The organism is Amphritea atlantica (assembly GCF_900111095.1).
In the GTDB taxonomy this organism is placed as follows: Bacteria; Pseudomonadota; Gammaproteobacteria; order Pseudomonadales; family Balneatricaceae; genus Amphritea; species Amphritea atlantica.
Genome location: NZ_FOGB01000001.1, coordinates 698,859 through 712,881, shown reverse-complemented (window position 1 = coordinate 712,881; position 14,023 = coordinate 698,859). Strand labels below are relative to the sequence as shown.

Below are 14,023 nucleotides of genomic sequence, written 5' to 3'. Positions count from 1 at the left end.
CGGATTGGTATTGTTAATGTGGATCAGCACTTTCCGGGGCTTATCCAGCGTATCCAGAAAGTCGATCATGCCACCCTTACCGGTTTCATCATTACGGGACTGCGCCAGATGGCCCATGGTGACGCCAAGCTTGTCGCCAACACCGGAGGTGATCAGCTCATCGTCGCGCCAGATGGTGCCGTCAACCAGCAAACAGTCCGCGTCTTTCATAATCGGTTTGAGGTGGGGTTCAATCTGGCCGAGACCAGGGGCATAGAACAGAGTTTTCCCGCTGCGGGTATCTTCTATCAGGATACCTATATTGTCCCCTGGGTGGGGATCGTTGCGATGCGGTGAATAGGGTGGTGCACTGCTGAGCAGCGCGACCGCTGTCAGTTTCAGTTCGGGTACCTGAGGGATCACAAAGGTGTTGGTGCCCTCTTCTACCGATCCCTCAACGGGAATTCGGTTGCGTTTGATGCCGCCATTCCAGTGTTCCAGCATCTTAAAGATGGGGAAACCGGTGGTCAGATCCTGATACACCATATCGGTGCACCAGACCTCATGGGGGCAGCCTTCACGCAGCATCAGTAGACCGGTGGTATGGTCAATCTGGCTGTCGATGAAGACAATCGCCGCAATGCCGGTATCACGAATCTTTCGATTCGGTTGCATCGGCGCAAAGTCAGCCAGTTGCTGGCGAATATCCGGCGAGGCATTAAACAGAATCCAGTCTTCACCGTTGGCACTCACAGCGATAGATGACTGAGTCCGGGATTTGGCATTGAGGGTTCCGGCCCGATAGCCGGCACAGTTACGGCAGTTACAGTTCCACTGGGGAAAGCCGCCGCCCGCTGCGGAGCCTAATACTTGTATTTTCATTGTTATTATTATCTTGTCGGTGTGTCTGAACAGAGAAAACTAAAAGACTCCACCCGTGGGCGGAGTCTGATAGATTGCTTAGCGGTTAGCGAAGTACATTGTTACTTCGAAACCGATACGCAGATCTGTATAAGCTGGTTTAGTCCACATACTCATTACCTCTTTTGTTATTAGATTGTTCCAGTCTTGTGACTGTCTTTAATCATATGAAGAGGCGTGCTAATCACATATGGTACTTTGGAACTAAAAGCACTCCTGTTTTAGTCTATAAAAGACCGCCGGGTGCTGAGTTTGTGAATGACATCAGTCAGTTAGAAGATACAGTGCTTAGCAAAGTCTTTCGCTTCATTCGCTGTCCAGTCGCCCTTTGGTTTCTCTTTCAGCTCTTCACACCAGGCTTTAGTGCCCACTTCAGGCGAGCAGCCCTGCATGCTGACCACAGCAACCCCCATCATCATCACAAAGCTCAGCTGCTTAATCTTGTTCATCAATATCTACTCCCTGGTTTCATTCAATTAATCGGTTACCCGGCCACGCAAAGATTTAATCTGACCCCGCCTGGTTTTACTATCCACCCGTTTACGCTGGGATGAGCGGGTCGGTTTGGTCGGCTGACGCGCTTTCTGAACCACGGAGACACTACGAATCAGTAACTGTAACCGCTGCAGCGCGTCTTCCCGGTTTTTCTCCTGAGTGCGAAACTGCTGGGCTTTTATCACCACCACACCCTCTTTGGTTATGCGTGAGTCTTTTAACTGCAGCAGCCGTTCCTTGTAAAACTCCGGCAGAGAGGAGGCATTAATATCAAAACGCAGATGGATAGCGGATGAAACCTTGTTAACGTTCTGCCCTCCGCTGCCCTGAGCGCGGATTGCACTCAGCTCAATCTCCTCATCCGGTATCGATACGTTGTTGGATATTATCAGCACAACTCACCCCATTTCAGATCAATGGAGCGATTATATCAGTTTCCGCAGGCCTGTAAGGAGGGTATCGTCCTGCCGGGCCTTATACCGCCTCTGTGATTGCCGGTTCTACCAGCTCAGCTCTCTTGCGCAGATCGTCATCAACGATTCAGCGGCAAACCGGCATCGAGCCGAACGCGTTGTAAACGATTCAGGTAGACAGAAGGGAAGAAAAAAGGCGGCCAGAAGGCCGCCAAAAAACACCGACATAATCCGGCATGAAAAGAACACCGGATGCGGAGTGCATTCCACTCGTACAGAGTGGGCTGCGGTGCGAATCTCCAAACGACGACTGGAGACTGAGAAGCGGGGCAGACCAGCTGCCCCTGGGAATAGCTCTAGGAATTAAATCCGGCTTAGAAGAAGCCCAGTGGATTGATATCGTAGCTGACCAGCATGTTCTTGGTCTGCTGATAATGATCCAGCATCATCTTGTGAGTCTCACGACCTACACCAGATTTCTTATAACCACCGAACGCAGCGTGTGCTGGGTACAGGTGGTAGCAGTTTGTCCATACCCGACCAGCCTGGATACCACGACCCATGCGGTAAGAGCGGTTCATGTCGCGGGTCCAGACACCGGCACCGAGACCAAACTCAGTATCGTTGGCAATTTCCAGCGCTTCAGCTTCATCTTTGAAGGTTGTCACGGCAACCACAGGACCAAAGATCTCTTCCTGGAAGACGCGCATCTTGTTGTGCCCCTTCATCAGAGTCGGCTGTACATAGTAACCTTTACTGAACTCGCCATCATTTGCGTGAGAGTCACCACCGATCAGGAACTCTGCACCTTCTGACTTACCGATCTCCATATAAGACATAATCTTATCGAACTGCTGTTGAGAAGCCTGAGCACCCACCATCGTATCGGTATCCAGCGGATTACCACGTTTGATCTGTTTAGCACGCTCAATCACTTTAGCGATGAACTGATCGTAAATGCTTTCCTGAATCAGCAAGCGTGATGGGCAGGTACATACTTCACCCTGGTTAAAGAATGCCAGAACCGCACCCTCAACCGCTTTACTGACAAACGCTTCTTCCTGATCCATAACATCTTCAAAGTAGATGTTCGGAGACTTACCACCCAGCTCAACCGTTGATGGGATGATGTTATCAGCAGCACATTTCAGGATGTGAGCACCGACCGGAGTCGATCCGGTAAAGGCGATTTTGGCAATACGCTTGCTGGTAGCCAGCGCTTCACCCGCTTCTTTACCAAAACCGTTAACGATGTTCAGTACGCCCGGTGGCAACAGATCACCAATCACTTCGATCATTTTCAGGATAGAAACAGGAGTTTGCTCAGCGGGTTTCAGTACCACACAGTTACCGGTTACCAGTGCTGGTGCCAGTTTCCAGGCAGCCATCAGCAGCGGGAAGTTCCACGGAATGATCTGACCAACAACACCCAGTGGCTCATGGAACTGATAAGAAACGGTGTTCTCATCGATTTCACCCATGGAACCTTCCTGAGCACGGATACAACCGGCATAGTAACGGAAGTGGTCAACACAGAGAGGCACGTCGGCAGCCAGTGTTTCACGAACCGCTTTACCGTTATCCCAGGTTTCAGCAACAGCAAGCATTTCCAGATTTTGTTCAATGCGATCTGCGATTTTCAGCAGAATGTTGGAGCGCTCTGTAACAGAGGTACGGCCCCAGGCGTCTTTAGCTGCATGTGCAGCATCCAGTGCCAGATTAATATCTTCTTCAGTTGAGCGTGGGATCTCACAGAATGCTTCGCCAGTGACAGGTGTTGTATTCTGGAAATACTGACCTTTTACTGGCGCAACCCACTCACCACCAATATAGTTTGCGTAACGTTCTTTAAAGGAAACAACAGAACCTTCGGTTCCTGGCTGTGCGTAAATCATTGTCCAAGCCTCTCTTTTTGTTATACACCGCACTCTGCGGGCCGTTTGACTACCCTTCCATATTAGTCAGTAACCCCCATTTCCACCTATGCTCCCTTGGCACTGAAAAATTAGTTATTTAGTAGTAGTTGCATGTATGCAATCCAATTACCACTTTGAGGATAAAGAGTTCGCAACATCGTCATATACAACATACTATTGATATAGCCTTAGCAGACTGAACATTAACAGCCCGGCAAAAGATTCAGACCGAATGACTGAACATGACCATAGAGCTGTAGGAGCGACAAAGGGAGAACTTCAGATGACCAGCAGTACAGATGGTAAAGAGCGGGACTTCCCTGAAAACAGCCGTTTAATCTCGACCACCACACTGACGGGATGCATCACCTACGCAAATCAGAACTTCATTGATATTTCGGGTTATAGCCGTGAAGAACTGGTAGGTAAACCCCACAATATTGTCCGCCATCCGGATATGCCTGCGGCGGCTTTCGCTGACTTATGGACTAATCTAAAGGCTGATAAACCCTGGCTGGGCGCAGTAAAGAATCGCTGTAAAAATGGCGACTACTACTGGGTGCTCGCATATGTCACACCGCAATATGATAACGATGGCAAAAAAGTCGGTTATCAGTCGGTGCGCGGCCGGCTTCCCAATGAGATTAAACGTCAGGCACAGGCACTTTATGACCAGGTAAACAGCAACCCGAAACGGTTATCACTGTCCCGCATCCGCCTGAGTTACCGCATCCCCGCCACCGTCTTTTCTGGCTTACTGGCCGTATCTCTGATCGGTATTGCACCACTGGATATGCCGATAAAACTGTTGCTTTCTGGTTTGCTCACCTGCGCCATCAGTGCCCTCACCTACAGGCAGTTAACACCGCTGCAGAACAGTGTTAAACAGGCACTGAACATCTACAACAACCCCCTTTCGCAACGGGCAATCAGCGGACGGATGGATGAAACCGGTGCGACAGACATTGCCATTCAACTGTTGGAAGCCAAACTACATACCGTTACCGGCCGCGTGGAGGATGCCATCAAAACCCTCAGAGAGGTAATGGATTTGACTCATCAGAGTCTCAACCAGACCACCACGGGCATTGAACAGCAGAATCTGGAGAGCGATATGCTGGCCTCAGCCAGTACGGAGATGGCGTCTTCCTCCCATAACGTTGCAGAAAACACCTCCCGGACTTCTGAGGTAACCCATCAGGCGGCCATGGAAGCTCAGACCGGCAGAACCACCATTAATGATATGCTGAAAACCATTGAGCTGTTGGCCGCTGAAGTTGAGCAGTCAGCTGAATTGTCAGAACAATTACATGTTCAGACCGATGAGATCGGCCATATCACCACCATCATCAACGATATTGCCAACCAGACTAACCTGTTAGCACTCAATGCCGCCATCGAAGCGGCCAGAGCCGGTGATAATGGCCGCGGATTTGCAGTGGTAGCAGATGAGGTGCGGGAGTTAGCCATACGCACTCAGAAAGCAACGGAGCAGATCAAATCCAGTATCGGTGCCGTTCAGAATCAGGTTCGCAATACTGCAGATACGATGAGCAAAACCCATACTCAGGCGAGAGACAGTATCAGCCGGGCAGAGATAGCCGGTCAGGCGTTCGATCAGCTGAGCCAGTCCCTTGATCAGATCTCTGATCAGAGCCAGCAGATCGCAGTGGCGGCCGATGAGCAGAACGAAACAGCGGAGAGCCTCAGCAAAAGTATCATCTCAATACGGGATATTTCCGATAGCAATAAAGCGTCAATCAGCAGTACCAACCAGGCTATCGACAACCTCGCCCGACTGGTGACGGATCTGTCACAGATCGTCAACCGGACCATTCAATAGTTGAAACATCAGCCTCCGCCCGGGACTCAGGGACGGAGGTTGCCGTTCAGCAGCAAAACCGCCAGCGTCCACATCATCACACAGACCAGCATATCGAGAATGCGCCAACTGACAGGCTTGCGGAACAGCGGAGCCAGCCAGCGGGCGCCAAGACTCAGGGAAAAGAACCAGACAAATGAAAACATCGCCGCTCCGGCGCCAAACCAGTAGCGCTGCTGATCGGGATAGCGACCACCAATACTGCCCAGCAACACCACGGTATCAAGATACACATGGGGGTTCAGCAGACTCAGGGCCAGGGTGGCCAGCAGCGCCGATCTGAGGCTGGAAAAGTTGCTGCCGGAAAGCCTCAGGGATTCACTGCGTAACGCTGAACGAAGCGCATTCGCACCATACCACAAAAGAAATGCCCCGCCCGCCCAACTGATCAGTTTCAGCATCAGCTCAGACTGACCGATCAACACCCCCATACCCGCAATACCGGCAGTAATCAGCAGCGCATCGATAAGACTGCACAGCGCCGCTATCGACCAGTGGTACTCACGGCGCACCCCCTGACTGAGAACAAACGCATTCTGGGCACCGATGGCAATTATCAGGCCGGCACTGGTCGCCAGACCGGCAGTAAACGGGGCAAATATCAATGACATCATGAGACAACCTATGCCGACTTTGTGGATTGCTGCAAGGGTAAGAGATCGACATGTGTTAGTAAAACTAATAATATTTATATTTCATTAGCAAAACTGATATTACATCTATGTTTGATTATCGGCAGTTGAAGGCCCTGGCCACTGTGATCGAAGAGCAGAGTTTTGAGCGCGCGGCAAAGAGGCTGTTTTTAACCCAGTCGGCGATCTCCCAGCGGATCAGGCAACTTGAGGAGTCAGCGGGCCAGTTACTGCTGGTGCGCAGCCAGCCACTACGACTGACCGCGGCCGGAGAACATCTGCAACGTCACTATCATCAGGTGACCCTGCTCCAGAGTGAACTGCTGAAAACCCTGGACAGCGCTCACCAGGAGGGCTTTACCAAACTGACTATCGGTTTAAATGCGGATACCCTGGCAACCTGGTTCATGGATGCGATACAACCGTTACTGGCACAGAGTCCGATACTGCTGGATCTTCGGGTTGATGATCAGGATCAGACCCATCTACTGCTTCGACAAGGCGATGTACAGGGCTGCATCAGCGCCAGCAACAAACCCTTACAGGGAAGCAATGCGGTCTTTCTCGGCATCAGCCGCTATCTTGCCCTGGCGAGTCCGGACTATATTCAACGTTACTTTGCCAATGGGGTAACCGCAGAAGCTCTGAGCCTCGCTCCGGCGGTTGAATACAATGAGAAAGACGAGCTGCAGGACAGCTTCATTCAACGTTTCTATCCCGCAGTAGACGATTACCCCCGCCACCGGGTCCCCTCCTCTGAAGCGTTCACAGAACTGATACGGCGAGGATTCGCCTGGGGAATGGCACCGGATCTGCAGATGCAGACTCTGATCGATCGGGATGCGGTGAGGGAAATATCAGTGGGGCAGTGTCTTGAGGTACCACTATACTGGCACAGCTGGAATCTGGTCACAGAAACCGGTCATAAGCTGACGCAGCAACTCATCCGGTACTGCCAGCATCATCTGCAACAGTCCAGCAAACTGCCGATCTAGCGGCCGAACCAGCGTATCGTCGTTGCACAGCAACGAAGTCTGAGCAACGACGATAGCCAGAGATCGCAGTTACTACTTCTCTTTGAAACCAGTCAGCATCGATTTAACCAACGATTCGTTATGCAGTCTGCTGGACAAAACGACACCGGCAACATGCAGAAGAATTAACAACACCATCAGGTTCACAGAAAACTCATGAATCTCTTTCCAGAACTCATCACCCTCTCCCTCACCTTCATGCTCATGCTCATGCCCCTCATGCGCGTAGGCCTGGCTGATAAGGTGTATCTGCGGGGCGACTGCCAGCGGACCTTTACCCTCTTCAACCGCGTACAGTTTCATTCCACTCAGGGTAATCAGCGTCAGCATCACCAGAAATGCCACCACCATCAGGCCACCCAGAGGGTTGTGCCCCAGGTAGCGTGTCGGTTTACCGGAGGTGATTCCCGAAATATAGGCCTTAGTCGTGGCAACTGAGGGCACAAAATCGCTAAAGCGAGCATAACGGCTGCCAATCAGCCCCCAGATAACACGTAACACAATCAGTGCAGCGATCGTATAACCGGAATAAACGTGCAACCACTCGATCTCTTCAGCAGAGATATAGCTAATGGCAAACAGGGCCACCAGCACCCAGTGAAACAAACGCACAAACTTATCCCAAACGTAAACTTTTTCGGACATAATCCCACCATGAATGAAGACGTGAATAAAGATTCAGAAAAATAGTAAACTTACTGCTTTATAATTCCTCAAACAAAGCAGTAAATCGATCCGGCATCTGCCGGAGCAGATGATATAACAAAAATATGACAAGGATTTAAAGTGTTAAAGCATTTCTCTCAGGATTATCTATTGATGCTGTTCCTGGTGGTGATCGTCAGTGCCAGTGGCACCGACATCGCTGCGGATCTGTCCCACGGCGCCGGATTGACCCACTTGTTGCAAGAAATCACCATTTTACTCTTTGCGCTGATCATTCTGTCTTTACTGATCTTTGATAACTTTATGAAAAAAAGCCAGATCCGACAGCTGAAGGAGGAGCTGGAAGCGGCAAAGAATATGCCGGTTCCCGAATCAGTTGCGGTGCTCGCGGCCCGCCAACAGTTGAGTCAGGCCATCGATGAACAATTTACCGAGTGGCAGCTGACGGCCAGCGAACGGGATGTCGGCATCATGCTTCTCAAAGGCTACAGCCTGAAAGAGATTGCAGCACTGCGGGGCACTGCCGACAAAACAATCCGTCAACAGGCATCGGCTATTTATCAAAAGTCCGGGACACCGGGCAGACATGCATTCTCCGCCTGGTTTATTGAAGATCTGCTATAACCTTTTATTAAGGCGGTATATTAACCGGCGGATCTATTGACCCTGAGGGTGAATACAACGATAGTCACCCGCCACCATGATGCTCTCAACCTAACCTTCTGATCAGGATACTGTTTTGCTAAGTTATCGACACTCTTTTCATGCAGGCAATTTTGCCGACCTTCTGAAACATATCGTGTTGACAGAGATCCTCGAACATCTGATCAAAAAAGATAAACCATTTGACTATATTGACACCCACGCCGGAGCCGGGTTGTATGATCTGCAGTCAGATCAGGCGGAAAAACTGGGAGAGTTCAGCAACGGCATCGGTAAACTGAAGCCAGAGCAGTGGCCCGCCCTTGCCAGCTATTTCGCTGCCATTGGCAGCTGCAATCCGAAAGGCGGATTACGCTTTTATCCCGGGTCCCCCCTGATCGCCAGCTACTTCATGCGCCCGCAGGACCGCGCAACCCTGTATGAACTGCATCCAACCGATTTTAAATTACTCAGCCAGAATACCCGTAGCAATCGCCGCATCCGAGTATTGAATCAGGACAGCCTCGAAGGCCTCCTCTCTCTGCTGCCACCAGCTTCCCGGCGAGCGCTGGTGCTGATGGACCCCTCATACGAAATCAAAAGCGACTATGATCAGGTGTTTAAAGTACTGAAAAACGCCCATAAAAAATTCGCTACCGGAACCTACGCACTCTGGTATCCGGTGGTTGACCGACACCGTATCCGTAAGCTTGAAAAGCTGTTTATCAGCAGCGGTATACGCAATATTCAACGCTTTGAACTGGGTCTGGAATCCGACTCTGCTGAACGGGGGATGACCTCATCCGGAATGATTGTTATCAACCCACCCTGGACCCTGCTTGAACAGATGAAAACCCTGCTACCGCAACTGGTTGACGCCCTTGATGAGGGCAAAGGGGCGTTTCACTCCTGTGATATTCTGGTTCCGGAATAAACACCAGCAGGATTGATCCGCGTAAAAGACTCACTGTGGAGAAAGCAGAGATCACCGGACAACCTCTTTCATGGGATTTGCACTGCTATCTGTGATCAGCGTTCTTTTTCAGCAAAACAAAAAAAGCCGATGCAGATGCATCGGCTTTTTATCTAAACGCTTAAGCGAATTAAGACTTAGGCAGTTTGAAGGTCCAGATTGAACCACCCTGATTCAGGTGTTTGATCCGTTTGGCAACTTCACCACCCCACAGAGGTACCGCACCACCCCAGCCGGAGACAACTGAGATAAACTGCTCGCCATCCTGTTCCCAGGTGATCGGAGAACCAACGATACCGGAACCAGTATTAAACTGATATTTAACTTCACCGGTCTTAGCATCGAAGCCTTTCAGGTAGCCTTCCGGAGTACCGATAAAGACCAGATTACCCGCGGTAGCCAGAACACCACCCCAGAGTGGAGAGAAGTTCTGATAACGCCATACCTCTTTACCAGTCTTCGGATCCATCGCCCGCAGCACACCGATATGATCATCAGTCAGCGGCTTGATCGTGAAGCCTGCACCCAGATAGGCAGCGCCTTTCTTATACGCGGTTGGCTCGTTCCAGATATCCATGCCCCACTCGTTGGAAGGCACATAGAACAGTCCGGTGTCCTGGCTGAAGGCCATAGGCATCCAGTTCTTACCACCCAGGAAGGCTGGTACGGCATGAACGGAAGAACCTTTCTTACCATCTTCAGATGCACTTGGGTTGCCCGGACGCATCTCTTCGTTGTAGATCGGACGGCCATTCTTATCCAGACCTTTCGCCCAGGTAATCTCATCGACAAATGGGAAACCGCGGATAAAGTCACCGTTGGTGCGGTTCAGGACATACATAAAGCCGTTACGGTCTGCCGTTGCAGCCGCTTTAACGGTTTTACCACCATCTTTATAATCAAATGAGATCAGCTCATTTACACCATCGTAATCCCAGCCATCATGCGGAGTAGTCTGGAAGTGCCATTTGATCTTACCGGTATCCGGATCGATCGCCAGACGGGAGGATGAGAACAGGTTGTCACCCGGACGCATATGGGAGTTCCACGGAGCCGGGTTACCGGTACCGATGAATACTGAGTTGGTATCAGGGTCGTAGGTGCCACCCAGCCAGGTTGCTGCACCACCGCTCTTCCACAGATCGCCAGGCCAGGTCTGACCAGGCTTACCGCCAGAGATACCGTTTTCTACTTTTTTGCCATCTTTCCAGATATAACCCATATGACCTTCAACGGTCGGACGGGACCAGAGGATCTTACCGGTTTTGGCATCATAAGCTTCAGCTTTACCCACAATACCGAATTCGCCACCGGACACACCGGTGATAACCTTGCCATTGACGATCATCGGAGCGGCTGTAATGGAGTAGCCCTCTTTATAATCTGCAACGGTTTTTTTCCATTTAACCTTGCCGGTTTTAGCATCCAGAGCGACCAGTTTGGCATCCAGTGTACCGAAGATCACCAGATCGTCGTACAGAGCGACACCCCGGTTGATCACGTCACAACATGGCATAATGCCATCAGGAAGACGGGCATCGTATTGCCACAGCTCGTCCCCGGTTTTGGTATCCACAGCGAATACCCGGGAATAAGAAGCGGTGACATACATCACGCCATCTTTAACCATCGGCTGAGATTCCTGACCCCGTTGTTTCTCGCCACCAAACGAGAACGACCAGACCGGACGCATATCTTTTACAGTATTGGTATTGATCTTATCCAGCGGACTATAACGCTGTCCGCGCGGACCCAGACCGTTGGATACCACATCTTCTACCGTACTCTGATCCTGCAGAATATCTTTATCGGTTACATTTGCCTGGCTCACGCCCGATAAAGACATTGCTGCAACCAGCGCTGACACAGCAAAACTGCCGCTGAACTTCTTCATTGCATTGCTCCTTGATTAAGGATTGTTCTTATTTTCTGACTCTCAACAGATCTGAGCAAAGATTCCAGACCTGCTGACATTCTGTAAATTTACACCCATTCCAACAATTAACCGGGGGAATGAGTTTTGTACTTACTTAGTAGTACTACCCGCCTTCAGGGCAGCCATACTATGGCTCATGCATTCAACACAGAGATAAATCCGCGTCGCTCAAACTCCTCCAGAACGTCGAGCACATCGTACTCTGTGATATTCTTCAGATCTGAGAAAGACGCCAGTGAGCGGGCGATCTGTGCGCCACTGCAACTGCCGTCACAAGCTTGCAGAGTGATCAGTGTCAGTCGATCCGGAAAGATAAGCTGCTGCGGGCCTTTCAACACCCAGCGATCATGCTGACCATCAAAATAAAGCTTACAGTCGGCATTAAGTACCGGCATCAACCCAGGCATTGCAGTGATCATAACAAAGCCTCCCTCGCTAACACTGAACACACAGACAGATATCCTTTTGATTCCCGCCCGCTATAAACCGAGCCCTAAACAACAGGCACTTAAGCACCAGTCCCTGCTACAAAACGCTGGTGAATACCGCGATTTTGGCAACTCACCAGCCTGATTCATCGCTACAGGGCTTTTATCCCAGGCTGAAACACACGATGCCCTGACACCGCTCCTCTTATTAAGGCTGAAAGCGCCAGAGCAATCGTTATTACTGAGCAACATCCTGATATAACCCTGGCAACTCGTAGCGCAGGTTATATCGGGCATATATCTTTTCTATCTCGCCACTGCGAATCAGCTTCTCAACCACTACGTCAACCTCATTACCCAGTTGACGATAGCGCTGCGAAACCGCCATGCCGATATCCCACTGCTGCTTACCCATGGTTGGAAAACCATTTTCTGCCAGCTTGTAACGTGGATTTCCGGCCTGACCGATCTGCCAGTCGACTTCTGCCCGCATCCCCATAACAGCATCGACCTCGCCCGCCTGCATGGCAGCAAACGCTTCGCTATTGGAGAAATAATGATGGGTATTTTTTCGCATTCGCCCGCCAAAAGCGGAGGTCAGATAGAAGTCCGGCAGGCTGTCAATTTCAACACCGATAGGGTGATACTGAAACACCGCCACCGTTCCTACCCGGTCAAGCTTTTCGCTATCAAATGCCACCTGCCAGCGTTCCCGCTGATAGGGCCCGAACAGCACCACCTGATCATTGACCAGCAGCCCCTGATCATCCCGTTTAAATGCGTATTCGCGATCATAGGGCACCCGCATCATCACATCGGCCAGATGCTTAGCTGCGAGTGGATCCTTTTCGTCTTTATCCAGGTAATGACCTTTCCAGACGTTGTTTCGCAGATCGTCCTCAAGACTCTCATCGGGAGTGATCCAGTGAACCTCCATCTTCACGCCGAACGCTTCGGCGATCCGCTGGCCAATCTCGATATCCACCCCTACGGGCGCGCCATCTCTTTCGAAAGAGTACGGCGGGAAGTCTTTGTAAGCGCCAATGTGAATAACACCACTGGCGATTACATCATCGTAATAGCGAGCCTGAGCCGCACCTGCCCAACTCAGGGTCAATACAGCTAACAGCACCAGAATTCGCATCTCAGACTCCGGTTATTCTGTGGTTGCTACTGAAACCAACCAGGTACGTATTGCCCAAAGCGCTTCCTGACTCAGGTAATCTGCCATCTTTGGCATGTACACCCGACCATCTCGAACCGCACCGTTAATCACCCGGTATTTAAACCAGTCATCACCCTCGATGCCAGGTTCAAGGTAACGCAGATCCGGAGCAATACCGCCTGAGATCGCTTCCAGACCATGACAGCGGGCACAGTTCTGAGTGTAGGCTGAAAAACCGATCTCCAGTGCAACATCGTGTTTTTCGTAATCTTCACCATAGGGGTTCTCATCCAGCCACTCATCACCCAGTTGTTTCAGCTCATGAACATCCACCGACTGCGGCGTTACATCACCATGTGCCAATACCTGCGCCGACAACAGCATAGAAAGAGTCCCCGCAGCAACAGCACCCAGAGTTTTAGTTGGCTTTCTCATTTACATCACCAGTCTTATTAGAGTTTTAAAAATTCTGGATCTCCCAGGCTTACCCTGGCACACACTTCACAAAAGAGCGGGAGATCGCTATAGGAGACATAATAGAACGGGAGGAGAAAGCTCCAGAATTCTGCTTTGGTGCTGAAAAACTAGTACCTTCGTACTAGCTATATCCGCCGATATAATTTAATCCATATACATCAATAGGTTATATAAAAAACAGGAGGGCATTATCTGCATTTGATGAGTGATAACCTGGCCTTGACTACCTGCCACTGAGTCAATTGATCAAAAACCGTCATCAGATACCGGTTTAATGCACAACAGGATTTTTAAGCCAGCTTTGCATATCCCTGATTCCTTGATAGATGCGCTGTTGAAACGCCGTTGCGAAACAAACAAAAACTGACGCTGACAGAGGCCAGAATCAGCAGAGGAGAGCCGGCTGACTAAAACACTTAATCGGCCAGAGTGCAGCGCAGAGCTTTGCAGTCATACGGTGAAAT

The 14,023-nt window shown here is 50.5% G+C and carries 15 protein-coding genes; 4 read left to right on the top strand and 11 right to left on the bottom strand.

Annotated elements, in window-relative coordinates; all coding sequences use genetic code 11:
* The 5 genes from pqqB to exaC all read right to left on the bottom strand — a co-directional run.
* On the bottom strand, nt 1-861 hold an 861-nt coding region (gene pqqB / locus BMY09_RS03245), incomplete at its 3' end, for a pyrroloquinoline quinone biosynthesis protein PqqB (protein ID WP_091353819.1).
* Between the two features lie 78 nt (nt 862-939).
* Entirely contained in the window at nt 940-1,011 is a 72-nt protein-coding gene (pqqA, locus tag BMY09_RS03240) for a pyrroloquinoline quinone precursor peptide PqqA (protein WP_003243383.1), read from the bottom strand.
* A 161-nt stretch (nt 1,012-1,172) separates the two neighbouring features.
* Nucleotides 1,173-1,349, bottom strand: a complete 177-nt coding sequence (locus tag BMY09_RS03235; RefSeq protein WP_091353817.1) for a DUF3012 domain-containing protein — start codon at nt 1,347-1,349, stop codon at nt 1,173-1,175.
* Nucleotides 1,350-1,376: 27 nt separating this feature from the next.
* Nucleotides 1,377-1,790 carry an alternative ribosome rescue aminoacyl-tRNA hydrolase ArfB gene (gene arfB / locus BMY09_RS03230; RefSeq protein ID WP_091353814.1) on the bottom strand — a complete coding sequence of 138 codons (414 nt, stop codon included), beginning with the start codon at nt 1,788-1,790 and terminating at the stop codon, nt 1,377-1,379.
* Nucleotides 1,791-2,182: 392 nt separating this feature from the next.
* Nucleotides 2,183-3,703, bottom strand: coding sequence for an acetaldehyde dehydrogenase ExaC (exaC, locus tag BMY09_RS03225; RefSeq protein WP_091353811.1), 1,521 nt, complete (start codon nt 3,701-3,703; stop codon nt 2,183-2,185).
* A 304-nt stretch (nt 3,704-4,007) separates the two neighbouring features.
* On the opposite strand from exaC, the gene BMY09_RS03220 reads away from it, so the two are divergent.
* A complete protein-coding gene (locus BMY09_RS03220) occupies nt 4,008-5,567 on the top strand; it encodes a methyl-accepting chemotaxis protein (RefSeq protein ID WP_175483428.1) in 1,560 nt (519 codons plus the stop codon).
* A 26-nt stretch (nt 5,568-5,593) separates the two neighbouring features.
* Here BMY09_RS03220 and BMY09_RS03215 read toward each other — a convergent pair whose 3' ends face one another.
* Nucleotides 5,594-6,220, bottom strand: coding sequence for a LysE/ArgO family amino acid transporter (locus BMY09_RS03215; RefSeq protein WP_217647377.1), 627 nt, complete (start codon nt 6,218-6,220; stop codon nt 5,594-5,596).
* Between the two features lie 107 nt (nt 6,221-6,327).
* On the opposite strand from BMY09_RS03215, the gene BMY09_RS03210 reads away from it, so the two are divergent.
* A complete protein-coding gene (locus BMY09_RS03210; RefSeq protein ID WP_091353807.1) occupies nt 6,328-7,233 on the top strand; it encodes a LysR family transcriptional regulator ArgP in 906 nt (301 codons plus the stop codon).
* Between the two features lie 72 nt (nt 7,234-7,305).
* Here the strand turns inward: BMY09_RS03210 and BMY09_RS03205 are convergent, their stop codons facing one another.
* The gene (locus BMY09_RS03205; protein ID WP_091353806.1) at nt 7,306-7,917 is read right to left on the bottom strand and encodes a cytochrome b/b6 domain-containing protein; all 612 of its coding nucleotides are present in this window, start codon (nt 7,915-7,917) and stop codon (nt 7,306-7,308) included.
* Nucleotides 7,918-8,058: 141 nt separating this feature from the next.
* Here BMY09_RS03205 and BMY09_RS03200 point away from each other — a divergent pair, with 141 nt between their 5' ends.
* Both BMY09_RS03200 and BMY09_RS03195 read left to right on the top strand, forming a co-directional pair.
* A complete protein-coding gene (locus BMY09_RS03200) occupies nt 8,059-8,562 on the top strand; it encodes a helix-turn-helix transcriptional regulator (RefSeq protein WP_245756484.1) in 504 nt (167 codons plus the stop codon).
* 115 nt (nt 8,563-8,677) lie between these two features.
* A complete protein-coding gene (locus BMY09_RS03195) occupies nt 8,678-9,514 on the top strand; it encodes a 23S rRNA (adenine(2030)-N(6))-methyltransferase RlmJ (RefSeq protein WP_091353801.1) in 837 nt (278 codons plus the stop codon).
* Nucleotides 9,515-9,683: 169 nt separating this feature from the next.
* Here BMY09_RS03195 and BMY09_RS03190 read toward each other — a convergent pair whose 3' ends face one another.
* From BMY09_RS03190 to pedF, 4 genes are all read right to left on the bottom strand, one after another.
* Entirely contained in the window at nt 9,684-11,447 is a 1,764-nt protein-coding gene (locus BMY09_RS03190) for a PQQ-dependent methanol/ethanol family dehydrogenase (RefSeq protein WP_091353798.1), read from the bottom strand.
* A 176-nt stretch (nt 11,448-11,623) separates the two neighbouring features.
* On the bottom strand, nt 11,624-11,908 hold the full coding sequence (locus BMY09_RS03185; protein WP_091353797.1) for a hypothetical protein: 285 nt from the start codon (nt 11,906-11,908) through the stop codon (nt 11,624-11,626).
* Between the two features lie 247 nt (nt 11,909-12,155).
* Nucleotides 12,156-13,061 (bottom strand): substrate-binding periplasmic protein, encoded by a 906-nt coding sequence (locus BMY09_RS03180; protein ID WP_091353794.1) that lies wholly within the window; start codon nt 13,059-13,061, stop codon nt 12,156-12,158.
* 12 nt (nt 13,062-13,073) lie between these two features.
* The gene (gene pedF / locus BMY09_RS03175; RefSeq protein WP_091353792.1) at nt 13,074-13,517 is read right to left on the bottom strand and encodes a cytochrome c-550 PedF; all 444 of its coding nucleotides are present in this window, start codon (nt 13,515-13,517) and stop codon (nt 13,074-13,076) included.
* Between the last annotated feature and the right edge of the window lie 506 nt (nt 13,518-14,023).